At 45.3% G+C, this 24,996-nt stretch carries 22 protein-coding genes; 3 read left to right on the forward strand and 19 right to left on the reverse strand.

Annotation, left to right across the window (positions count from 1 at the left end; genetic code table 11):
• Nucleotides 1-172: 172 nt before the first annotated feature.
• The 10 genes from tyrA to ffh form a co-directional block, all read right to left on the reverse strand.
• Complete coding sequence (gene tyrA / locus AC5YB1_RS15130; protein WP_494519848.1) at nt 173-1,312, reverse strand: bifunctional chorismate mutase/prephenate dehydrogenase; 1,140 nt, start codon at nt 1,310-1,312, stop codon at nt 173-175.
• Nucleotides 1,313-1,326: 14 nt separating this feature from the next.
• Nucleotides 1,327-2,418, reverse strand: coding sequence for a 3-deoxy-7-phosphoheptulonate synthase (locus AC5YB1_RS15135; protein ID WP_494519849.1), 1,092 nt, complete (start codon nt 2,416-2,418; stop codon nt 1,327-1,329).
• A 439-nt stretch (nt 2,419-2,857) separates the two neighbouring features.
• Entirely contained in the window at nt 2,858-3,208 is a 351-nt protein-coding gene (gene rplS, locus AC5YB1_RS15140; RefSeq protein ID WP_475516081.1) for a 50S ribosomal protein L19, read from the reverse strand.
• Between the two features lie 35 nt (nt 3,209-3,243).
• Entirely contained in the window at nt 3,244-3,990 is a 747-nt protein-coding gene (trmD, locus tag AC5YB1_RS15145; RefSeq protein WP_110456581.1) for a tRNA (guanosine(37)-N1)-methyltransferase TrmD, read from the reverse strand.
• A gap of 15 nt (nt 3,991-4,005) precedes the next feature.
• Entirely contained in the window at nt 4,006-4,536 is a 531-nt protein-coding gene (gene rimM, locus AC5YB1_RS15150) for a ribosome maturation factor RimM (protein ID WP_110456582.1), read from the reverse strand.
• A gap of 20 nt (nt 4,537-4,556) precedes the next feature.
• Nucleotides 4,557-4,808 (reverse strand): 30S ribosomal protein S16, encoded by a 252-nt coding sequence (gene rpsP / locus AC5YB1_RS15155; RefSeq protein ID WP_110456583.1) that lies wholly within the window; start codon nt 4,806-4,808, stop codon nt 4,557-4,559.
• 258 nt (nt 4,809-5,066) lie between these two features.
• Nucleotides 5,067-6,584 carry an efflux transporter outer membrane subunit gene (locus AC5YB1_RS15160; protein ID WP_494519850.1) on the reverse strand — a complete coding sequence of 506 codons (1,518 nt, stop codon included), beginning with the start codon at nt 6,582-6,584 and terminating at the stop codon, nt 5,067-5,069.
• A complete protein-coding gene (locus tag AC5YB1_RS15165; RefSeq protein WP_494519851.1) occupies nt 6,577-9,723 on the reverse strand; it encodes an efflux RND transporter permease subunit in 3,147 nt (1,048 codons plus the stop codon). The genes AC5YB1_RS15160 and AC5YB1_RS15165 overlap by 8 nt, the downstream gene beginning before the upstream one ends.
• A 2-nt stretch (nt 9,724-9,725) precedes the next feature.
• Entirely contained in the window at nt 9,726-10,946 is a 1,221-nt protein-coding gene (locus AC5YB1_RS15170; protein ID WP_494519852.1) for an efflux RND transporter periplasmic adaptor subunit, read from the reverse strand.
• A gap of 300 nt (nt 10,947-11,246) precedes the next feature.
• Nucleotides 11,247-12,620, reverse strand: a complete 1,374-nt coding sequence (gene ffh, locus AC5YB1_RS15175) for a signal recognition particle protein (RefSeq protein WP_494519853.1) — start codon at nt 12,618-12,620, stop codon at nt 11,247-11,249.
• 292 nt (nt 12,621-12,912) lie between these two features.
• Here ffh and AC5YB1_RS15180 point away from each other — a divergent pair, with 292 nt between their 5' ends.
• Together AC5YB1_RS15180 and AC5YB1_RS15185 are read left to right on the forward strand one after the other, a co-directional pair.
• Nucleotides 12,913-13,701 (forward strand): cytochrome C assembly family protein, encoded by a 789-nt coding sequence (locus AC5YB1_RS15180; RefSeq protein WP_494519854.1) that lies wholly within the window; start codon nt 12,913-12,915, stop codon nt 13,699-13,701.
• A 134-nt stretch (nt 13,702-13,835) separates the two neighbouring features.
• Nucleotides 13,836-15,119: an HlyC/CorC family transporter gene (locus AC5YB1_RS15185; protein WP_494519855.1), complete on the forward strand. Its 1,284-nt coding sequence runs from the start codon at nt 13,836-13,838 to the stop codon at nt 15,117-15,119.
• 67 nt (nt 15,120-15,186) lie between these two features.
• Here AC5YB1_RS15185 and AC5YB1_RS15190 read toward each other — a convergent pair whose 3' ends face one another.
• Nucleotides 15,187-15,726 carry an Mpo1 family 2-hydroxy fatty acid dioxygenase gene (locus tag AC5YB1_RS15190; RefSeq protein ID WP_494519856.1) on the reverse strand — a complete coding sequence of 180 codons (540 nt, stop codon included), beginning with the start codon at nt 15,724-15,726 and terminating at the stop codon, nt 15,187-15,189.
• Between the two features lie 661 nt (nt 15,727-16,387).
• Between AC5YB1_RS15190 and AC5YB1_RS15195 the strand changes: the two genes are divergently transcribed.
• Nucleotides 16,388-17,671: a sensor domain-containing diguanylate cyclase gene (locus tag AC5YB1_RS15195; RefSeq protein WP_494519857.1), complete on the forward strand. Its 1,284-nt coding sequence runs from the start codon at nt 16,388-16,390 to the stop codon at nt 17,669-17,671.
• 56 nt (nt 17,672-17,727) lie between these two features.
• On the opposite strand, the gene acpS is transcribed toward AC5YB1_RS15195, so the two are convergent.
• The 8 genes from acpS to AC5YB1_RS15235 form a co-directional block, all read right to left on the reverse strand.
• Nucleotides 17,728-18,126, reverse strand: a complete 399-nt coding sequence (gene acpS / locus AC5YB1_RS15200; protein WP_494519858.1) for a holo-ACP synthase — start codon at nt 18,124-18,126, stop codon at nt 17,728-17,730.
• A 99-nt stretch (nt 18,127-18,225) separates the two neighbouring features.
• Complete coding sequence (gene pdxJ, locus AC5YB1_RS15205) at nt 18,226-18,963, reverse strand: pyridoxine 5'-phosphate synthase (RefSeq protein WP_494519859.1); 738 nt, start codon at nt 18,961-18,963, stop codon at nt 18,226-18,228.
• 108 nt (nt 18,964-19,071) lie between these two features.
• A complete protein-coding gene (gene recO / locus AC5YB1_RS15210) occupies nt 19,072-19,767 on the reverse strand; it encodes a DNA repair protein RecO (protein ID WP_494519860.1) in 696 nt (231 codons plus the stop codon).
• Nucleotides 19,768-19,879: 112 nt separating this feature from the next.
• The gene (gene era / locus AC5YB1_RS15215) at nt 19,880-20,872 is read right to left on the reverse strand and encodes a GTPase Era (protein WP_494519861.1); all 993 of its coding nucleotides are present in this window, start codon (nt 20,870-20,872) and stop codon (nt 19,880-19,882) included.
• Nucleotides 20,869-21,546, reverse strand: coding sequence for a ribonuclease III (gene rnc, locus AC5YB1_RS15220; RefSeq protein ID WP_110456593.1), 678 nt, complete (start codon nt 21,544-21,546; stop codon nt 20,869-20,871). Before rnc ends, era begins: the two co-directional genes overlap by 4 nt.
• A gap of 1 nt (nt 21,547) precedes the next feature.
• Nucleotides 21,548-22,465, reverse strand: coding sequence for a signal peptidase I (gene lepB / locus AC5YB1_RS15225; protein WP_494519862.1), 918 nt, complete (start codon nt 22,463-22,465; stop codon nt 21,548-21,550).
• Nucleotides 22,466-22,616: 151 nt separating this feature from the next.
• Nucleotides 22,617-24,407, reverse strand: coding sequence for a translation elongation factor 4 (gene lepA / locus AC5YB1_RS15230; RefSeq protein WP_494519863.1), 1,791 nt, complete (start codon nt 24,405-24,407; stop codon nt 22,617-22,619).
• A gap of 129 nt (nt 24,408-24,536) precedes the next feature.
• On the reverse strand, nt 24,537-24,995 hold the full coding sequence (locus AC5YB1_RS15235) for a SoxR reducing system RseC family protein (RefSeq protein WP_494519864.1): 459 nt from the start codon (nt 24,993-24,995) through the stop codon (nt 24,537-24,539).
• Nucleotide 24,996 lies beyond the last annotated feature (1 nt).

Below are 24,996 nucleotides of genomic sequence, written 5' to 3' on the forward strand. Positions count from 1 at the left end.
AGAATAAGTGCAACTAATATGGGATTTTTTGAGCTTAAGAACAACGAACATATGAGATTGATGGACGATAACCTGTTTTCAATCCACAAAAAAACCTGAGCCAGATAGCGTTAATCTCGGCTCAGGTTAAGTATAGAGTTGAGTTCAAAAATGGCGCTGCCAACGCAGATAACTAGCCCACTTTCATATCGTTGACCGATTGTAACATCACACGACTCTCTCGCTGGAATTGCGGCGCAAAATCACCAAACCAGTTAGCCACCTCTTCAAACTGAGCTATAAATCCTTGCCTATTCCCCGACTTCAACAACTCAAGGGCCTGGGCATAATTATCTAAATAATCACCTATCGCCGTCAGGCTTTCGCGCTGCGCATAGATAATATCGGCGTACAGTTCCGGACTCTGAGCAAAAAGGCGCCCTACCATAGCCAGTTCTAACCGATAAATGGGCGAACTAAACTGTAATAGGGTATCGATATCAGCCGCTTCACGATAAAGATTTAGCCCATAAACAAACGAGGAGAAGTGACGCATCGCTTGCACGAGTTGCATCGCCTTATCATGCTTTTGCGCATCTGCTTCAACCAAACGTGCGCCCCAAATCTGTATCTGCTCCATCAGCCATCGATACTTTTCTGGATCGCGACCATGGCACACCACGACTACCTGTTTAGCCAAACTGCCCACATCTGGGCCAAACATAGGATGTAGGCCCACTACGGGTCCTTGGTGGGCCGTTAGCATTGCATCAAGTGGCTTGGCTTTTATCGATGTTAAATCAGCTAAAATACACGACTCGGGTAACTGGCCCAATTTACTGGCAATCAACTCACAAGTGATCCTGATGGGTACGGTAACGATAACCAGCCCAGCTCCGGCAAAAATAGCATCAGCATCTTGCCAATCATCTTTATCGAGTGATTTCACTTGATAGCCTGACAAACGTAACATTTGGCTAAACAGCCCACCAAGCTTACCTTTACCACCAACGATAACCACATGACCCAGATCGGTTTTTACCTGTTTAAAACCGACATCCTTCTCATTAAGGTACGATTCACGCATTAATCGGCGTAAAATATCTTCGATAAGCTGCGGAGAAACGTTCATTTTACTGGCTTCTTCACGGCGTTTAGCCAGCATTGACGCTTCACGTTCGGGTGCATAAATTGGCACCCCTGCAGCGTGTTTTACCGCCCCCACCTGCCCAACAAGATCCAAGCGTTTACGCAGTAGGTGCAATAATTGTTGATCGACATTATCAATATGGCCGCGTAACTTTTCGAGCTCTTCAGTGGTCTTTTCATTCATTTTTTAATTATCCATCAGGCAGTTGCAGCCTTAAGCATATCAAATCTTGTCGGTAAAACCGACGCTAATTGCGCCGCACCATGACGTAATAACTCTTCAGTATCTTGCCAATTTATACACGCATCCGTCACCGAGACACCATAATCCAGTTCACTTAAAGGTTTATCGCAAGCTTGATTACCTGCATTAAGATGACTCTCTAGCATCACCCCTATAATCGAACGATTACCCTGCTCAATTTGATCAAATACATCTTGGCAAACCACGGGTTGTTTATTGTGATCTTTTGAAGAATTACCATGACTGCAATCCACTACCAACCGTGCATTAAGCTTAGCGGCATGCAGTTGACGTTCGCACTCGGCAACGCTGTGGGCATCGTAATTTGGTACTTTGCCCCCACGCAAAATCACATGCCCATCGGGGTTGCCCGCCGTTTGTAATAAGGCCACTTGCCCCTGTTGATTTATTCCCATAAATCGATGGCTACTGGCTGCAGACTCAAGTGCATTAATGGCGACCCCTAACTTGCCATCGGTACCGTTTTTAAACCCGACAGGCATAGATAATCCAGATGCCATCTCACGATGAGTTTGCGACTCAGTCGTGCGCGCACCAATCGCCGACCAAGTGACGAGTTCAGAAATATATTGCGGGCTAATCGGGTCAAGGGCTTCAGTGGCAACCGGTAAGCCTAATTCGGCTAACCAGATCATCAATTCTCGAGCCATACGCAGCCCTTTTTCAACATCAAATGACTCATCCATATCTGGGTCATTTATCATGCCTTTCCAGCCCACGGTAGTCCGCGGTTTTTCAAAGTACACACGCATCAAAATATAAAACTCATCTTGCAATTCGTCATGTAGGGTTTTGAGTCTAAGTGCGTATTCTTTAGCAGACTTGATATCATGGATAGAACACGGTCCACTGACCACTAGCACACGATTATCACGTTTGTGCACAATATCGGATACGGTTTTACGAGCATTCAATACATATTGGTAGGCAGCAGTGGATAAAGGAAGTTGTTGCTTTAACTCTTCTGGGGTTACTAATACTTTTTCAGAACTAATATGGACATTATTAATTGTGTCTTGCTGCATACCCGTCACCAACCTCTATCTATAATTATATTGTCACAAAAATTAGGCTTATTAGAATAACGCCCACCGAACTATTACTGACTTACTCATCACCCGTAAGCGCAATGCCGTAGCAGTTCACCATTACACCATTGATTTAACTATGCCTGTGGTTTTATTTAGAATCAAGCAAAAAAATGCCTATCGATAACAATTCAATGCACTTTTGCAGTTATTCATTTTTTACTTAGGGACTAACTAGTGGTTATCGATTGAAGGTTAACCCACCTTCAATAGGTGAGCTTATAACAAGTATAAAGACAATGTTAAGGCAATGTTTTACTGCATACTAACAAGCAAGCCTCTTTTTGCGAACTTTTCCAGTGCCCTAAAACACAAAAACCCGCCATAAGGCGGGTATTTGTGCGAACACTGCATCTTGTTTACTTGAAGCGTTTGCTTACTTAGCAAGCTTCTCACGGATACGTGCAGATTTACCTGAACGATCACGTAGGTAGTAAAGCTTAGCACGACGAACACGGCCGCGACGCTTAACTTCGATGCTAGAGATGATTGGGCTGTGAGTCTGGAACGCACGCTCAACACCTTCACCATTAGAGATCTTGCGAACTGTGAATGCAGAATGCAGACCACGGTTACGCTTAGCGATAACGATGCCTTCAAACGCCTGTAGACGCTCTTTACCGCCTTCTACAACACGTACTTTAACAACAACAGTATCACCTGCACCAAATTGTGGTACGTCTTGCTTCATTTGCTCTTCGTTGAGCATTTTAATGATGTTATTCATGAATAAACTCCATCCTAGTAATAACTGACCATTTGTTACTCACCCTTTTGGGTAGCATCGACAAATTGGGCTAATAGCTTAGTTTGTTCGTCAGTCAGAGCTAGATTTTCAAATAATTCTGGTCGTCGTAACAAAGTTCTTCCGAGACTTTGTTGCAAACGCCAGCGTCTAATATGTTCGTGGTTACCACTTAGCAATACGGCTGGTACATCGATACCGTCTAAGCTTTCAGGTCGAGTATAGTGGGGACAATCCAGTAACCCATCAGAGAAGGAGTCCTGCTCTGCCGAAGCTTGTTTTCCAAGAACCCCTGGAACCAAGCGCGATACTGAATCTATCAGAGTCATCGCTGGTAGTTCGCCGCCCGAAAGCACGTAATCACCAATCGACCACTCTTCATCCACTTCCGTTTGAATAATGCGCTCATCGATACCTTCGTAGCGACCACACACTAAAATCAAACGCTCTGATTTCGCTAACTCTTCGACGCCTTGCTGAGTCAGCTTGCGTCCTTGAGGAGAAAGATAAATCACCTTTGCTTTATCACCTGCAGCGGCTTTCGCTGCGTGAATGGCATCGCGTAAAGGTTGCACCATCATCAACATACCGGGTCCGCCGCCATAAGGCCGGTCGTCCACTGTACGATGTTTATCATGGGTGAAATCACGAGGATTCCACGTTTGCAACTCCAACAAGCCGTTGCTAACGGCCCGACCCGTTACACCAAAGTCTGTTACGGCACGAAACATCTCTGGAAACAGGGTTACTACCCCTAACCACATCTGTTGCCCCTCGACTTAGAAGTCCGGATCCCAATCCACTAAAATTTGTTTCTCTGCTAAATTCACCTCAAGGATGAACTGCTCGGTCACAAAAGGAATCATACGTTCCGTTTTGCCGAAGCCATCTTTAGCGTTAGCTTTTACAAGGAGTACGTCGTTTGATCCTGTTTCCACGATCTGGTCGACCTTACCCATGTTATAGCCTTTGGTATTCACTACATTACAGCCAATTAAATCACGCCAATAGAACTCGTCTTCTGGCAAGGCTTTCATCAACTCTGCAGGAATGGCAATCTCACAGTTGGTGAGCATTTGCGCTCGGTCTCTCGAATTAACCCCTTCAAGCTCAGCGATTAACGCCTTACCTTGAAAACGCCACTGTTCGACCTTAACCTCGCGCCATTCACCTTGTTCTTTAATCAGCCAAGGTGAATAGTTAAAAATGTCTTCGACAGAATCGGTATAGCTAGTGATCTTCAACCAACCTTTAATGCCGTGACATGAGCCTAATTTGCCCAGTACGACAGGTTCTTGGTGACTACTCATTAATCTATACCTTAACGCTATTAAGCAGCTGCTTTGCTAGCGTCTTTAATCAGTTTTGCTACACGATCAGTAGTAGCAGCACCGTTAGAAACCCAGTGCTTAACACGCTCAAGGTCTAAACGTAGCGTTTCTTCTTGGCCACGAGCCAATGGGTTGAAGAAACCAACACGTTCGATGAAACGACCGTCACGAGCGTTGCGGCTATCGGCAACTACGATGTTATAAAATGGACGCTTTTTTGCGCCGCCACGAGCTAAACGAATGGTAACCATGCGTCTTTTATCCTCTAATGGTTTGCTTGTTTATAAAGCAAAAATAAAAACTGGAACCCCGTGTTCGCGAAGAGTCCCAGATAGAAAGCCGCCCGATTCTACCTGAATCGGCGACGAATGCAACTTTTTTGACCACGAAAATACTTAGCAGTAATAGGCTTACTCGCAATTGCAGAGATACAACTCAAATAGCCAAAAATAAGCTTAAGCAGTTAATTAATGATAAGTGTAAATCAAAATTTTGATAGTAACTAGCGGCTATTGAACGTTCTCTACGCTGCCAGAATTATCCGTGAAGGTTTGCTTCAGCTCGTTTGCGTTAAACACACCTCCACCGAGTGAACGATATAGCTTAATCATCGCCAGCTGTTTATCTCGTCTCACCTCACTTAAGCTAAGTTCGGCATTAAACAAGTTTCGTTGTGCATCCATTAGATCTAACGAACTCGATACGCCATTGCGATATCTTAACATCGCCAAGTGGGCATATCCGCGCGAGGCTTCAACCAGTTCTGCTTGTGCTTCTATTGCAGATTCAGAGCGCCGAAAGCTGTTCATGGCATCATTAACTTCAAAGTATGCTGCCAATACAGTACTTCGATAAGCAAGTAGAGCCTGCTTAAATGACTCTTGGGCTATATCGTATTGAGCCGCTATACTGCCAGCATTGAAAATGGGGGCTGTGATCCCCCCAAGTAGTGACCAAGTGACTCCCTGACTATCAAAGATCTTATCTAAATCATCAGATTCTGTGCCATAGCTACCGGTAATGTTAAATTTTGGGAAAAAGGCCGTTTTGGCCACGCCCACATTGGCGTTGGCCGCAATTAATGCCTGCTCTGCAGCTTTGACATCAGGCCGCTGTGACAACATTTTTGACGGGATGCCTACACTAAAGGAACCTGAAAATGGCATTTCAGCAATGAGGGATGCTATGTCTCCATCGACTTTAAGCGGATAATCATATTCGCCGAGCAAGCCCCTTAACTGATTGGCTTTTTCTTGGCGCTCAAAATCGAGTGTGGGCAAGGTGACTTTAGCGCTCTGGTATTCCACTTCGGCTTGCTTGACCTGCAAGCCTGAAATCACCCCATTTTGTTTTCTTAGCCTTGCCAAATCACGCTCTTTTTTACGCAACTTAACCGTATTGACAGAAATTTGATAACGCTGCTCAATATCGAGCCATTCATAATAACGACTGGCAACATCGCTTATCAGGCAGATAACCGCCAAATTAAGCGCTTCTTGTGCCGACAGAAAATGAGCATATTCAGCCTCACTGCGACGCCGATTAGCTCCCCAGATATCCAGCTCCCAAGACACTGTACCTGCAATGTCGAATTCATTGCTGTGAGTGGGATTAGTGCTGGTTATGCCACTGTCGACTGAACGCTCTGCTTTAGCACCTAAACCAAGTTCCGGATAAAGCGTCGCGTCAGTCACAGTCACTTTCGAGCGAGCGGCGATGAGGCGAGAACGTACCGCCTCAAGATCTAAGTTTTGCGCCAGCGCATAAGAGATAAGTTTACGTACATTGGGGTCAAGGTAAAAAGACTGCCATGGCACCAGACCATCATTGTCGATGGTATTTTGTACCAACTCATGATGATATTGCGCCGGCAGCTCAACGTCTGGACGCTGGTAATCTGGTCCCATTGCACAACCAACTAAACTCAGTACCGTCGCCGTAATACCTATGACCTTAGCCTTAGCCTTAGCAACCAAAGCTAGCTTTAGCGCGAATGCTGCTTGATGTCCGAGCCATTGATTAGCCATGAGCATTGCCCTCCTGCGCAGGATGTTCATTCGCTGCAGTAGGCTTTATTTTAGACTTTAACCAGCCTGCGGTCGTGACGAAAAAGAGGGGAACCATAATAATCCCTATGGTGGTCGCAAACACCATTCCGCACAGAATAGGGATAGAGATGCTCTGGCGACTCACAGCGCCTGGCCCCACAGATAACACCAGCGGCAACACGCCTAAAATGAATGCCATTGAGGTCATTAGAATCGGACGAAAACGCATGTTAGCGGCCTCTAACGCGGCCTCAAGGTAATCTTTTCCTTCCTTATGCAATTGATTGGCAAATTCGACAATCAAAATAGAGTTCTTCGCCGCCATCCCAATGAGAGCAATAAAGGCGACTTGGAAGAATAAATTACTCTCCATGCCACTGACCCAAGTTCCTAAGGCCGCCCCCAACATAGCAATCGGTGCGATTAGCAATACCGCAATGGGGATAGTCCAACTCTCATACAGTGCTGCAAGGAATAAGAATACAAACAACATGGCTAACGCGACAGCAATACTGGTTTGATTGGCAGACTGTACTTCCTGATAGGTAATACCCGTCCATTCGTAACTAAACTCATTGGGTAACATGGGTTTAGCCACTCGCTCTATGGCTCTAATCACATCGCCAGACGCATAACCAGCTGCCGGCGTTGCATTAATCGAGGCGCTACTAAATAAATTGTAATGAGTTACCGCAGCTGGGCCAACAGAATACTCATACTTCGCCAGCACACCGATAGGCACCATAGCGCCGCTGGATGAGCGCACGTAGTAATTTTTTATCTGCTCAGGAAACTGACGATAACTCTCCTCGGCTTGCACTTTCACTCGATAAACACGGCCAAATAAATTGAAATCATTAACTGTAGCAGAATCAGTAAAGGTTTTTATCGTACTGTAGATATCAGCCACATTAACGCCAATAGCCATCGCTTTGGCTTCATCAACCGTTAAGTGCAGCTGTGGTATCGCACTTTGAAGTGACAGTCCTGCCGTCGCAACTTCTGGTTGTAATTTAAGTCGTTCAACCAGCTCATCAGCCGTTTCCATCAAGCCTTTAAAGTTTGTCCCAGAGGTGTCCTGTAGCTCCATTTCAACCCCAGAACCATTACCTAATCCTGGCACTGCCGATGGCAAATACACGTTGAACTCAGCTTCCAATATATCGAGTAACGCATGGTCTATCTCTTTCATCACTTTTTTAACCGTTGCATCATTCTGTGTTCGCTCAGACCAAGGCTTAAGAATAATTTCGAATTGACCGTTTGCTTGGTTAGAGCCTGAACGGCGATTCTCTCCGGCCAAGGTAAACGAATACGCAACAGCGGGATGGGCCAGCACTTTGGCCTCGGCTTTCTTTAGCACAGCTTGTGAACGATTCACGGTTGCACCATCGGGTAAGGTCATATCGATGAAAAAGCGACCTTGATCTTCATCAGGCATAAAACTCGAAGGTAGGTTTGACATGATCATATAAACGCCACCGACCATAATGGCAAACACCAAATAGCTACGTGTAGCCTGCCGAGCGGTTAATGCGACAATCGCGACATATTGACTGGTACAAATATCCAGCTTGTCGTTCATCCATTTGAAAAAACCCGAGGTGGCCTTATCTCCAGGCCGGAGTAATAAGGCACACAAGGCCGGCGACAATGTCAGCGCAACAACCGTGGAGATCAACACCGCCACGGTAATCGCAATGGCAAACTCACGGTACATTATCCCGGTTATCCCCGATAAAAAAGACACAGGTACAAATACCGCCGCCAAGACTAAGCTTGTTGCCACCAACGCCCCAGAAAGCTCTTTCATGGCAACACGGGTCGCCTCAACGGAGTTTAAGCCCTTTTCGTGCATTAAGCGCTCAACATTTTCAACGACCACAATGGCATCATCAACCACAATACCGATCGCCAGCACTAAGGCCAGTAAACTAACAGTGTTAATGGTAAACCCAAACGCCAGCATGGCCGCCAGCGTGCCAATCAATGATACAGGCACTGCAATCGCTGGGATCAAGGTCGCCCGAAAGTTCTGCAGGAACAGATAGACCACCAATATCACTAGTATCAACGCTTCAATTAACGTTTTGACCACTTCATCAATCGAGTTTTCAATAAAAATCGAGGCATCAAAAAAGACCTCCCAGTTCATACCTTGCGGGAACTTCTCAGCCAGTGTCGCCATCTCGTTTTTAACGTTTTTGGTCACCTCTAGGGCATTGGCACCTGGTAACAGGTAAACCTGCAAAATGGTCGCATTGATTCCATTAAGTTGTGACTGTAGGGTGTACGATGACGAGCCTAACTCCACCCGCGCAATATCACGCAACCTGATAAGAGAGCCATCGCTATTGGCGCGCACAATAATCTCTTTAAATTGCGGCACACTGCTCATACGCCCCTCAGCGGTGATAGGCAGTGTCATACTTAGGGACTCGGCATTGGGCTGCGAACCAATTGCCCCCGCGGGCGACTCCTTGTTCTGTGCTTTCACCGCCGCGATCACATCGCTAGTCGTAAGACCATAACCCGCCATAATATCGGGCTTTAACCAGACTCGCATTGAATAACTACGTGACCCGGTATTTCGCACTCGCCCGACGCCAGGGATACGTTTAAGGGCTGCTTGAATATTGATGGTAGCGTAGTTACTTAAATAAATTTCGTCATAGCGATCATCGGTCGATGTTAACGCCAATTTGAGTAGCTCAACCGAGGCTTCTTTCGAAACAGACACACCTTCGGTTTGCACATCAATGGGTAAGCTTCCAGCGGCTTGTTGAGTTGAGTTTTGCACATCAACCGCAGCCAAATCTGGGTTAGTGCCAACATCAAAGGTAATGGTGACATTAGCGCTGCCAGAGTTAGTGCTCTTAGAGCTCATATAAATCATGTTCGGTAAACCGTTTAGTTCTTGCTCTAACGGCGTAGCAACCGACTCTGCTGCAGTTGTTGATGCGGCACCAGGATAGAAAGCCGACACTTTAACTTGTGGCGGCGTAATATAAGGATATTGATCTATGGGCAGTTTGAACATGGCAATTAAACCAAGCAGCACTATCACAATGGAGATAACACAAGCATAAACCGGTCGAGTCACAAAAAATTGTGCCATGGTTACTGCTCCTGTTCTTGCTCTAAAGCTTGCTGCTTAAGCGCCTGTTCTTTTTGCGCTCTATCTTCACGTTGTTGATATTCTTGTTGAGTTAACGGTTCTGCCAGCTGACCATGACGAACGCGGTGCATCCCCTCAACAATCACCAATTCACCGGCGCGTAAACCGCTCTTAACCACTACCCCCATCTTGCCTTGATGATCTATCACAATAAAACGCCGCTCGACCTTATTATCAGGCAGCACCACCATGACATATACCCCGCCCTGTTCAACTTGGGTAGCCTTTTGTGGGATCACTACGGCGTCATTTATCTCGTCAAGCTTGATTCGTACATTGGTGTATTGGCCAGGCAGCAGCTCTTTATTAGGATTGGGTAACTCTGCCCTTACTTGGAAGGTACCTGTTTCAGGATTAACAGACGGATCGGTAAAGCGCACATCCCCCAGATATGGGTAGGCACTGTTGTCGGGTAAGGTGATGGCCACAAAACCCTCAACGGCTTTACCTTCGGTCTCGGCTTCTTTCTTGTCAGAGTAACTCGTCATGCGCCGACGAGCGTTAAGATAATCTAAGGCCGACATGTTGAAAGTGACATAAATCGGGTCAACTTGCTTCACCCGAGTAAGCAAAGATTGACCATTACTGCCAACGAGAGCGCCAATATCAACCTCTGAGCGGCTAACTAAACCCGATATTGGCGATTTAATCTCTGTATAACTCAGCTCTAACTGAGCTTCTTCCAACTCTGCCATACTCGCCGCTAAACTTGATTTGGCTTGGGATAACACAGATAACGCATTATCAAAATCGAGTTGACTCGCGGCATCTTGCTCATACAAAGGCCTTAAACGATCCACATCACGCTTGGCTTTATCCAAGGCAGATTGATGGGCCTCAACATTGGCTTTTAAACGGTTTACTACCGCCAAATAAGGTCGATTATCAATGCGATATAACACCGAACCTTCTTTGACTGCACTACCCTCGATAAAGCTTTTATCTTCAACAAAACCATTAATACGAGCCCTAACCTCTACATCGAGTGACGCTTGTGTCACGCCAATGTAGTTGCCGTAAAGTGGCACCGTTGCCGAACTGACTTTCTCAACAACGACTAATTTAGGAGTGATTTTCAGCTCTGTCTTCTCACAGCCAAATAAAGAAATGAATGCCGCAATGACAACGACGAAGTGTTTTGCCGAAAAAACGTTTATAATCATGAATATGCCCTAAATTAATCAATCGTACCGCGCAGCACAAGGCAACCCATTTAAAATACAACGAATCAATGAGCAAAGTTAATACAGCATGGTACTAACAAAGAAGCGCAAACGACAACACCCAACAACATTAAGACAACAGCTAGGCAACGGCAAGACAAAAAAACGTAAAATCAGTCACTAGCCCAACATGTCTATCTAACCATAGTTGCAGCTTTAATCGACATCACGAGGTGGAACAATAAAAAAAGCTCAAGCAGGTTGCTTGAGCTTATGATTGGCGTATTTTAAAAGACGTATTTAACGGCCTGGCATTTTCATTCCAGGCGGTAGCATTCCGCTCATGCCACGCATCATTTTTTTCATGCCACCTTTACCCGACATTTTTTTCATCATTTTTTGCATCTGGGTAAACTGCTTCAATAAGCGGTTAACATCCTGAATTTGCGTCCCAGAGCCAAGGGCGATACGGCGTTTACGCGAGCCTTTGATAATATCAGGGCGCTTACGCTCACCTGGCGTCATAGAATTGATAATCGCTTCCATTTGCCCTGTCATCTTGCCATCTTGTACTTGCGCGAGCGCTTCAGGCGGAAGCTGACCCACACCGGGCAGCTTCTCAATCATGTTCATCATGCCACCCATGTTTTTCATCTGCTGTAGCTGTTCACGGAAATCTTCTAAATCGAAACTTCCGCCCTGCTTCACTTTGGAAGCCAGCTTCATCGCTTTTTCTTTATCGACGCCGCGCTCAACTTCTTCAATCAGCGACAGGACATCACCCATTCCTAAAATACGTGACGCCACGCGATCAGGATGGAATGGCTCTAGGGCGTCGGTCTTCTCACCAACACCCAAAAACTTAATCGGTTTACCCGTGATATGGCGAATCGATAAGGCCGCACCACCGCGTGCATCACCATCGACTTTGGTGAGGATCACACCACTTAATGGTAATGCCTCATTAAATGCTTTAGCCGTATTGGCCGCATCTTGACCTGTCATGGCATCGACCACAAACAGAGTTTCAATCGGGTTAACGGCCGCATGTAACGCCTTTATCTCGTCCATCATGCTTTCATCAACATGCAGACGACCCGCAGTATCGACAATCACCACATCGATAAACTTGAGCTTAGCGTGTGCCAGTGCTGCGTTTACGATATCAATCGGTTTTTGACTGACATCCGACGGGAAAAACTCAACCTCAACTTCTGTCGCTAAGGTTTCAAGCTGTTTGATTGCCGCAGGACGATATACGTCAGCGCTGACCACAAGTACTGATTTCTTTTCGCGCTCACGCAAAAACTTAGACAGTTTGGCAACACTGGTGGTTTTACCCGCCCCTTGAAGACCAGCCATCATGATCACTGCAGGCGGCTGAGCCGATAGGTTTAGCGCTTCGTTGGCTTCGCCCATGGCGTTTTCCAACTCGCTTTGTACTATCTTAATAAAGGCTTGGCCTGGGCTTAAGCTTTTAGAAACCTCTTGGCCTACCGCTCGTTCTTTTACGCTATTAACAAAGGCACGCACTACAGGCAAAGCAACATCGGCTTCAAGTAGCGCCATGCGCACTTCGCGTAACGTTTCTTTTATATTGTCTTCAGTTAAGCGACCACGACCACTGATGTTCTTCAGGGTACGTGATAATCTGTCCGTTAAGTTCTCAAACATTATCGCGTTCTTTACCGTTTAGAATGTACATGATTGGCCAGTATTATAACCATGCATAGAGATTATGCTACCGCACTGATGCAAGTAATCGATGTCGCTCTTTTGTCTTACCACACAATAAAATCACAAAACTTAGGAGTAACGCTCAGAAAGAACTAATTTTTGTGTGTAAAGCCTCTGCCCATTTATGCGCCGATCGTGTTATTCTAATGATATTACTTGGTAACATACAATCCAGCCTAAATGGGTTGATATTGCACAGAAAGCTAACATAACGATAGGTTAATTTTCGATGGTCATTTTTTCGGCTTCAGCCATATTTTTCTATAGTATCGCCCTTATCTTGGTCGTTGGTCGTCTGTTTCATGCCCAAGGGCCTAATCGTCGAGCCGTTGCAGGGTTTGCAGCTATCGCCGTAGTACTACATGCCGCCGCACTTTACCAAGCCATCTTTACTGGCGATGGACAAAATTTTAGCCTAACCAATGTGATCTCTATGGTGAATTGGATTATTGCATTCACCTTTACTATTTTAATGTTTAGACTCAAGGTGATTGTTGTCGTACCGGTTGTCTACGCCTGCTCGGTCATTTCGGTCGCTTTACTCTGGTTACTGCCACCAGAATTTATTATCCATTTCGAACTCTATCCTGAAGTATTGGCCCACGTGGTGCTGTCGCTCATGGCCTACAGCGCATTGATGATTGCTGCGCTATATGCAATACAGCTCGCCATGATCCAAAACAAGCTTAAGAAAAAGCAATTGATGTTAAGCCCAGCTATCCCCCCTTTGATGACAGTTGAAAAACAGTTATATCATCTAGTCATTATTGGCGTCATGCTGCTAAGTTTGTCATTAGCCACTGGCTTTATTTTCCTTGATGATATGTTTGCCGAAGGTAAGGGGCACAAGGCTATTTTGTCGATTATGGCTTGGTTTACCTACATCGCTATGCTAGCGCAGCAATATTGGGTTGGTTGTAAAATCCGTACTGCCGTTGCCTATACGCTAAGTGGCGCGATACTGCTGTCACTGGCTTATTTTGGGGCCAGAATCGTCAAAGAACTGATTTTACAATAACCGCAGTAATCGCGTTTACCTGAGGCTACGCATAACCATGCGTAGCCTGGGTTAGCTTGACTCTTCAGGCAAATCGCTGTATTTACTACTCCTCAACGCTTTTTTCTTAATTATCGCCATAGTGGGGCCACTGATTGGACGCAATATCCACCAGCGTACTTTTTATTATTCTATTCGTACTCATCATTATCTCAGCCTATTTTTCAGGGTCTGAGACTGCCATGATGTCACTTAATCGCTACCGACTCCGTCATTTAGCCAACAATGGTCATAAGGGTGCGCTGCGAGCAATTAAACTACTCGATAGACCCGACCGACTTATCGGTCTTATTCTGATTGGTAACAACTTAGTCAATATTCTCGCTTCAGCGATTGCCACCATTGTGGGTATTCGTCTATTTGGTGATGTGGGCGTAGCTATCGCGACCGGAGTGTTAACCTTAGTGGTACTGGTCTTTGCCGAGGTCACTCCCAAAACGGTTGCAGCGCTGCACCCAGAGCGCATTGCCTTCCCATCTAGCGTATTACTTAAAATGCTATTAGTGGTGTTATGGCCACTGGTTAAAGTGGTCAACTTAATCACCTCAACCTTTTTGCATATTTTAGGTATTCGCTCGGTTAAGGAAGATGATGCCCTAAGCCAAGAAGAACTCCGTACTGTGGTACATGAGGCGGGCGCCTTGATCCCTAGACGACATCAAGAAATGCTGTTATCGATTATGGATCTTGAGAAAGTCACCGTGGAAGACATTATGATCCCACGCTCTGAGTTATACGCCATCAATATCAATGATGACTTTAAAAGCATTAACCGCCAAGTGATCCAGAGCCCGCATACTCGCGTGTTGCTGTATCGCGATACTATCGATGATGCCGTTGGTTTTGTGCATTTGCGTGATGCCTTACGATTGCAATCAAAGGGGCAATTTAGTAAATCATCGCTATTACGTGCGGTTAAAGAACTCTACTTTGTCCCAGAGGGGACACCGCTCAACGTACAACTAGCTAACTTTCAGCGCAATAAAGAACGTATAGGCCTTGTCGTTGATGAATACGGCGATATCCAAGGTTTAGTCACCTTAGAAGACATCCTCGAAGAGATTGTGGGTGACTTTACCACTTCGATGGTGACCACTCCGAGTGAAGATATCAATAAGCAACCCGATGGGAGTTACCTTATTGACGCCACCATTAACATACGTGATTTGAATAAAGAGATGGCTTGGCACTTTCCTATCGATGGGCCAAAAACTCTTAATGGCCTGATTATCGAATATCTTGAAGATATTCCTGAGCCCAATACCTCGATGCGTATATTTGGATACCCCATAGAAATCGTTGAAGTCGGCGAAAATATGATTAAGACCGTTCGCGTGATGCCCCAGCATTATAATCTGCCCAAAGCGAATAAACGCTAAGCTTAATCACCTCAAAAATAAAGGCGCTCAATGAGCGCCTTTATTTTAATGAGGCTAGGCTTGATATTTATCTGGACCGAGACCCTGTTTCTAACATACGACGCTTAGCAATCGCTAACGGGGTGATCTCTTTATTCAAATCTTGCTCTAATCCCAGCATAAAATAGAGCTCTGCCATCAAAAAAAATGGCCCAATCAACAGCTGATTTAAATCATCAATAAAGGCTGGCTTTGCCTTTTCATACTTGTGGCCAATCAACTGAAACACCCAACCAATGACAAACACACCCAAAGCGATAACCCAAGCCGTTTCCATTTTTGCCATGTAGTATGAACTAAATAGCACAGGTAAAATAAATAAGCTTAATCCAACGGCCAAACTCGCGTGTAACCTGAAATAATAGATAAGCACACCAATGGCACACAAACCGGCCACATTTAACACCAAAGTGGGATTATCCAATTTCAAAAACGTTATGGGTATGGTATTTAACATCACAAATGCCGACCAGATAATCAACGGAACACCGACAAAGTGAGTCTTTATATTAACCGGATTAAGATGGACACTTTTATAAGTGGATAGTTGTTCTACCGCTGATTTCATCAAAACACTCCATGTATCGTCTTAACTTTTAAGATAGGCCTAATTGTTAATCTTAAACAGCCACTGTATTAATGTAAGTTCACTTTGGAGACTCATAGTGTAACCATGAGATGAGACTACCAGTAAATTAAAAGTAACCTAGCGTATTTTAAGCAAGGTTACTAGCTTAACTGGTTAAGCGCCTTTATAAATAACAGCAATAAGCTCCCAACCATGCATAATCCCTATGATAGGCTATCTATGCTATCAAGCTAAATCAGATCATTAGCGACTTTCACTGCTCCCCTTAAGCCTTGCCGACACTAATTTACTCTTAAAGCCGCTAAAATCAGTCAAATATGCCAAAACAATCTCGTTGTATGCTCTCGTGAAAAAACTAAGCTATTAGCGTGCTATAATCGTTTTATTTCAAACGCTTGTAAAATTCATGCGATTGAAAAAACTTGTAATGATTGGGAAGCAGCAGAATTAAACGAGATAGGCTGTCTACCCAAGTTATGTTGAGGATAAGAAGCACTGCAACAACAAGTTGAACAGTATAAGTAATAGTGTGCCTTAACACTTAATTCAGCGCTTACCCGTTAATATTGGTACAACTAGTAAGCATCATGAAGTCGGTATTATATCAACAGACATCCTCTTGGGGAGATATGGAAAATTTATGCTAAACACGCTAAATGACAAGTCTGAAATAACCCACTCAGACCTACTGGCCATGTTGAAAATGGGGGTCGAGCAATCTTTTAACGCCGTCATTATTACCGATGCCGATTTAAGTCAATCTGGCAACAAAATCCTTTATGCTAATCCAGCATTTTGTAAGATGACTGGTTACCTAAGCACTGAATTAATAGGCCGTACGCCACGTATTTTACAAGGCCCATTAACCTGTCAAAATGTTATCAATCGACTACGTTACTGTTTGGCAAACAGTCAATTTTTTCACGGTTCAACCATAAACTATAAAAAAGATGGATCTATTTATTATGTAGAGTGGAACATCTCCCCAGTGTTCGATGATACGGGTAAGGTACGTCATTATATTTCGATTCAGCAAGATATTAGTCACAAGGTGGCCTCAAATAATACTGAGCAACTCCTAATGGAAGCCCTTAATACCACACCAGACTCTGTAATGATAACCGACACTAATGGCATTATAAATTATGTTAATCAATGGTTTGTATCGCAAACAGGTTATACTTACAGTGATATTCTTGGCCAACATCCCTCAATATTAAAATCAGGAGAACACCCAAAGGCATTCTATCAAGAACTTTGGAGTACCTTGTTACAGGGCAATACCTTCAGGGCGACATTTTTAAATAGGCGTAAAAATGCCAGCCAATACTATTCGGACCAAAGCATCACTCCGATCAAAGACAATATGGGTAACATCACACATTATGTTAGCGTAAGTAAAGATCTCTCTGAGCGCGTTAAAGATGAACAAGCCTTTAGAGAAACATCTAAACTTGATGGACTAACAGGCATGCTCAACCGCAATGCAGGCGAGATCGAAATTGAAAAGTACTTTATGAAGTCACGCCACGGTACCCCTTTTTCATTATCCATGATCGATATCGACCATTTTAAGCAAATTAACGATCAATGGGGGCATCCAACTGGCGACAAAGTACTGCAAATGGTCGCAAAAACGATTAAATCCTGCCTTAGGACAACTGACCATGTCATTCGGTGGGGAGGTGAAGAATTTTTGGTGCTGTTTGATAATTGTAACCTCAATGCCGCCGACAACCTGATTGAGCGGTGCCGCATTGCAGTATCGAATATTGACTACCCCAAAATGGCAAAGGTAACCATATCGGCTGGGGTTGCTCAGTTACAAGCTAAAGAAGATGTAGCATCGCTCATTGCGCGTGCTGATCAAGCGCTTTATCAATCCAAAACGGAGGGGCGTAACAAAGTTTCGTTATATCGCTAAAGCTGTTCTGTTATACCAAGCCTGCTAGAAAGGCTAGCCTATAAGGGCTGTGATACCTAAGACTCAATAATCACTGTCGCCGTGGCGTAGTGCTTTTCATCGGCGATAGAGAGATGAGCTCGCGCCCCCCCAAGTGCCGCTAACCTATCGGCAGCGCCGCCGCTAAAACTGATCAATGGGGCACCATTGTCATTGTTACTTATTTCGATATGCTGAAATGAAACACCGCGGCCAATCCCGGTACCAAGTGCTTTCGCTGCCGCCTCTTTAGCGGCAAAACGCTTTGCCAAATAGCGACCAGGCTGAGTAGAGTCGACGAAGATACCTAACTCAACATGGGTTAACACTCGTTTGGCCAGGCGACACTTGGCTAGCGCATCAATATCGCCGCCAGCAGGAATACTTTGTTCGATACGCTCAATTTCAACAATATCAGTGCCTAAACCGACGATCATAACCACTCCAACAAATCTGGCATATCATCCAGTTAACCAATACACTGGGACTTTCCCGTCACCAGTGCAGCATCATACTCGTTACCTAAAAGCCCTTAGTTACTGACCGTTACGTCCTTCAACCATTAGCTGTTTCATATCACGCACCGCCTTGTCTAAGCCGTCAATGGCCGCACGGGCGATAATCGCATGACCAATATTAAGTTCATACAACTCAGGGATCGCCGCTATCGGCTTAACATTATGATAATGCAGGCCATGACCCGCATTGACCACTAAACCTTGACCATGAGCATAAGCCGCCATCTCAGTAATACGAGCCAGCTCTTTTGCTTGCTCAGCATCCGTTTCGGCATCGGCATAACAGCCAGTATGCAGCTCAATAACCGGTGCGCCAACGGCAACGGTGGCATCAATTTGGGTTTTATCGGCATCGATAAACAGCGACACCTTGATGCCTTCTGCAGTTAAACGCGCAACTGCCGCGCGGACTTTATCCAACTGCCCCGCCACATCAAGGCCACCTTCAGTGGTTAACTCTTCGCGCTTTTCAGGCACTAAACAAACATAGGTGGGTTTAACTTCACAGGCGATGTCGAGCATTTCATCGGTCACTGCCATTTCGAAATTCATACGGGTTTTAATGGTTTTAGCCAACAGATAAATATCACGGTCGCAGATATGACGACGATCTTCACGCAGGTGTACGGTGATCCCCTCAGCGCCTGCATGCTCGGCAACGGCGGCGGCGTGTACAGGATCTGGGTAGCTAGTACCACGAGCCTGACGTAGAGTAGCAATGTGATCGATATTAACGCCCAAATGAATACGGCCCATGAAGTGTCCTTAACCTTTACAGATAGAGAGTGTTCTATGATTGATTGGCGCTTATTGTACTAAGCCACAAGGGAAAAACCAGTTGAAACTCATATGATGCGCAGTAAATTACTTGCTATAAGAAGATTTTTTAACGCCTTTATTAAATAAAGCGCGTGACTTAAGCGGCTTATCGCCCAGCACAGCCGATAATAATTGGCGCATTAACAACTTCGCCTGTTTAAAGTCATCCTGATGTAATTGCCCCGTCTCTAGGGCCAATAACATCTCACCACGATAATGATTCGATTTCGGCCCCAAGGCGCTACTAAAGCCCTCTTCTGACATCAGGCGATAATAAAAATCGGCTTCGATAGGCGCATGATCCACATCCAAATTTAACGAAGGCATCACCCCCAATTCTTTGAGTAACTCCACCTCAAAGTAGCGTAGCTGTGCCTGACTAAATCCCGCCGCCATGGCCATGAGGGTTTTATGGTAAACAAAGAAGAGTTGCTCCGCACCATGCTCTATCCCTAAGCAACGCACCAAGAGCTCATTGAGATAGAACCCTGCAAACATCACATCGCCACTTAATGGCACAGCAGGGCTGGCAGCTTCGACTTGATAAAGATTCTTTAGGCTACTGCGGCCTGCTAACTCAAACAGCAAAGGTTGAAACGGTTGTAAAATGCTTTTTATCGAGGTGCGGCCACTACCAAGACGAGCGACGCAGTCGATACGGCCTTGGCCATCGACTAATAAATTAACCAGTACACTCGACTCTTTATAGGCACGAGTATGAAGTACATATCCCCGCTGCATCAGCCCCTGCTCTATTATTGCTATTTAATGACAATAAAGGCCGAGATACTCAACTGCAAGCTTAAGTTGCCATCGACTATCTCGGCCTTTGATTCAGCTTAAGAACGGTGACTTAATCGTCGCCATAACCTAATGAACGCAGCGCCCGTTCATCATCGGCCCAACCTGACTTCACTTTCACCCATACCTCAAGGAAGACCTTGTTATCAAATAACACTTCCATGTCTAGGCGGGCTTGAGTGGCGATAGTACGGATACGCTCACCCTTATTACCTATCACCATGCGCTTTTGGGTTTCACGTTCGACTAAGATTAGGGCGTTAATTTGGTAGACGCCATTCTCCATCATCTTAAACTGCTCAATCTCCACCGTGGCATCGTATGGCAACTCGTCGCCTAAGAAACGCATCAGTTTTTCGCGGACAATTTCTGAAGCCATAAACTTTTGCGATCTGTCGGTGACATAATCTTCAGGGAAAAAATGTGGCGACTCAGGTACAGACTCAATTGCCATATCCATAATACGCTGCACATTGGTGCCTTGAGTCGCTGAGATAGGTAAAATCTCATCAAATTCAAATTTAGCAGCCAGCATTTGCAAATGCGGAAATAGTGCTTCTTTATCTTTGATATTATCGACTTTATTGATAGCCAACACGGTTTTACGGCCATCATCACGGCTTTGTAATTTCTTGAGCACCATCTCATCGTCGGCGGTCCAGTTCAAACCGTCGACCACAAATACCACTAAACAAACGTCAGCCAATGAGCTCGATGCCGCACGATTCATTAAACGGTTAATGGCACGCTTCTCTTCGATATGCAAACCTGGGGTGTCAATAAACACCACTTGACGCGGGCCTTCAGTATGAATACCCATAATACGATGGCGCGTAGTTTGCGGCTTCTTAGAGGTGATCGAAATCTTCTGCCCTAACAGCTTATTCAATAAGGTCGATTTACCCACATTTGGCCGACCGACAATGGCGACCATGCCGCAGTAAGTGACATCGTATTGACTGCCACTGGCGCCACTGCTCATACGAGACAGTAACTCGTCTAAACTGGGTTCATTATTGCCTTGTGGCTTTTCGGTATTACTCATCGCTTGATACGCTCCAAAACTTCTGCTGCGGCAATTTGTTCCGCTTTTCTACGGGAGTTGGCCACGCCAACGACCGCTTCATCTAATTGCTCCACCTTACATTCAACTGTAAAGGTTTGCGCATGGGCCTCTCCGCTAATATTGACAACCTTGTATAACGGTAGAGGTTTTTTAAAGCCCTGCAGGTGTTCCTGCAGCAGGGTTTTGGGATCTTTTTGATTAATGGGTTCAATCACCGCTAAGCGACTCTTATACCAGTTTAGTACGAGTGCGCGGCAGGTCTCGAGATCGGCATCGAGATAGATTGCACCGATAATGGCTTCGACCACATCGGCTAAAATCGATTCACGGCGAAAACCGCCACTTTTTAGCTCACCAGGACCTAATTTTAGGTAATCACCTAACTTAAACTCTTTAGCCACTTCGGCCAGCATCTTGCCGCACACCAATGTGGCGCGCATCCGGCTTAAATCGCCTTCGGTCGCCTTAGGAAACTGATGATACAAAGCGTCTGAGATAACGATAGACAATATGGAGTCGCCCAAAAATTCCAGACGCTCATTATGCTTGCTCGCGGCACTTCTGTGAGTCAGCGCCTGCTCTAACAAAGCGATATTATTAAACTCATAACCCAATGTTCTGCACAAACGTGGCAAATTTTTAATCGGTTCCATGTTAAACGATCCCACCTACACGGTTAAAACGCACCCCTGTTGGGATCCATGTGGGTAAGAAGTCCGCTGGGGTACGCTCAAATTCAAAACTGATCCAAATGGCCACCGCTTTGCCGACTAAATTCGCCTCAGGTACAAAGCCCCAAAAACGTGAATCGGTACTATTATCACGGTTATCGCCCATCACAAAATATTGCCCTTCTGGCACCACAAATTCACCCACAGCCAAGTTATTTTCACGGTAGTAGAAAGAGGTAGGCTCACCACGGCCTGGGTTGATCAAGATGTCATGGGTAACATCACCAAGCTGCTCTTTATAGCGTAATAATGGGATATTATCTTGATTAAATTCCCCTTGATTCACCCCAACACGCGCCACTTTTTCCAACTTAGGACAATCGGTTTGCCCTTCAGAGCAGCTTTTTTGAATATAAAGCTCTTTATTACGATACACCACGCGATCACCTGGCAAACCGATGACGCGCTTAATGTAATCGATTTGGGGGTTTTCAGGATACTTAAACACGGTCACATCGCCACGCGCTGGTTTTCCGGTTTCAACCAATTGGCTACGCCATACCGGATCTTTTAAGCCATAGCTGAATTTTTCAACCAGAATAAAGTCCCCTACCAATAAGGTTGGCATCATAGATCCAGACGGGATTTGGAATGGCTCATAAATAAATGAGCGTAAAATCAATACAAAAGCGATAACTGGAAAAATGGAACGCGAGGTCTCGACAATCGCCGATTCACGGACAATTTTTTCAGCGCTTTCTTCACTGATATCGGCTTGGGTCGCTTGCGCCATCGCCAACTTCTGCTGACGCTTAGGTGCTAACACTAAGGCATCAAACAGCCAGATTAAACCGCTGCTGAGTGTGACCAAAACTAAAATAAGGGAAAAATAAGCCGCCATAGCTAACTAAACTCCTGCCAAATGAGAATCTGCGCATCTGACAAGTTTGCCATACGCTCTGCATTGCTCATTTATACTGTAACAACGAAAGCGCCGCAAACCGCGGCGCCCAATATCTATCACTATTAACATTTATTAACGTAAGCAGTGATTACTCATTTAGCTTGAGTACCGCGAGGAAGGCTTCTTGTGGCACTTCGACGTTACCCACTTGCTTCATGCGTTTCTTACCCTCTTTCTGCTTATTGAGCAGCTTCTTCTTACGAGATACGTCGCCGCCATAACACTTAGCGGTAACGTCTTTACGCAGCGCCTTAACCGAAGAACGGGCAATAATTTGACTACCAATGGCCGCTTGAATCGCAATATCAAACATCTGTCTTGGAATAAGCTCTTTCATCTTATTCACTAATGCCAACCCTTGATAACGTACGTTGGACTTATGCAAAATCATCGCTAAGGCATCAACGCGGTCGCCATTAATCAAGACATCAAGACGCACCATATCAGCAGCTTCGAAACGCTTAAAATTATACTCAAGCGAGGCATAGCCACGGCTGGTTGACTTAAGTCGGTCAAAGAAATCCATAACCACTTCAGCCATCGGCATATCATAAGTGATCGCCACTTGGTTACCGTGATAAACCATATTGGTTTGCATGCCGCGTTTTTCAACACACAAGGTGATCACGTTACCTAAGTATTCTTTAGGCACTAAAATATTGGTTTCAACAATCGGCTCACGTATCTCTTCGATGTTGTTCATCGGCGGAAGATCCGATGGATTATCGACGTAGACAGTTTCGCCTTTGGTAGTGACCACTTCATACACTACAGTGGGTGCCGTGGTGATCAAATCCAGATTGTATTCGCGCTCAAGACGCTCCTGAACAATCTCCATGTGCAGCAGACCTAGGTAACCAATACGGAAACCAAAGCCCAACGCCGATGATGTTTCAGGTTCGAAGAATAACGAGGCATCGTTGAGGCTTAACTTATTAAGCGCATCACGGAAGCTCTCATAATCGTCGGTAGAAATAGGGAATACACCCGCATAAACCTGAGGCTTAACTTTCTTAAAGCCCGGTAATGGTGCTAATGCGCCATTTTTAGCCAGTGTCAAAGTATCACCGACTGGCGCGCCATGGATCTCTTTAATACCGGCAATCACATAGCCCACTTCACCCGTATTAAGCTCACCAGTGTCAGTTTGCTTAGGTGTAAAAATCCCCACTCTGTCGGCGGTATGGGTTTGTCCTGTGGACATTACCTTAAACTTGTCGCCTTTTTTGAGCTTGCCATGCTTAATACGTACCAGCGAGACGACACCTAAATAACTGTCAAACCATGAGTCGATGATCAAGGCTTGTAGCGGTGCATCAGGATCGCCTACTGGCGGGGGAATTTTGGCAACAATGGTTTCCAGTACATCACTAATACCAATGCCGGTTTTGGCTGAGCAGCGAACCGCGTCAGTGGCTTCGATACCGACAATATCTTCAATCTCTTCGGCAACACGCTCAGGATCGGCTTGTGGAAGATCAATCTTGTTTAATACTGGAACAACATCTAAATCCATCTCTAACGCGGTATAGCAGTTAGCTAGGGTTTGTGCTTCAACCCCTTGGCCCGCATCGACAACCAGCAACGCACCTTCACAAGCCGCCAGCGAACGTGAGACTTCATAGGAGAAATCCACGTGACCAGGAGTATCAATAAAATTAAGCTGATAGGTCTCGCCATCTTTCGCCTTATAGTCGAGCGTTACGCTCTGGGCTTTAATGGTAATACCACGCTCACGTTCAAGATCCATCGAATCTAAAACTTGCGCCGCCATCTCGCGGTCAGACAGGCCACCGCATTCTTGAATAAGACGGTCAGAAAGGGTTGATTTGCCGTGGTCAATATGGGCAATAATCGAAAAGTTTCTAATATGCTTCATTATGCGAAATGACTAAACTCAAAGTTGAAAATTATCTAAAAGTGCCGAATTGTACCCGATCGCTGCCTTAATACCAATTGTAATCATACAGTGAAAGCAAATATCAACGTTGGCAGCGAGCTAATTTACTCACACGATGCGTTGTCCTAACCGTGCGATAATCACAGGTTGGCTAACCTGCTCTAACTTCTTGGCCCAACGACGCCCCACCATCCAAGCTATCACGCCACCAAACACACCAAAACCTATCACAACGACTTCGGTAGCAGCAATATCCAGCATGGGCATAAAAAAACGGCCAAAGCTTGCCCCCATAAACAAGCCTAATAACGGCAGTAAATAGACAATCGCAGCGGCTTTTAACAGTACGCTTTCGGGTAAACCCAACTTTATCAATTCGCCTGGTTGGTAGGGCTCCGTAGCTGACACAGAAAAGCGCTGTACCTTAGGCGAAAAGGCTTTCGATACCGCTGAAGTCCCACACGATTCACTGCTGTCACAGTGATTGCAGGCGTTTTTAACCTTAACTTCTACCGTAATCCAACCGTCATGATTATCACGAATGACGGTGGCAATCTCTTCCATCATA

The sequence above is a fragment of the Shewanella sp. 433 genome (genome assembly GCF_059338565.1).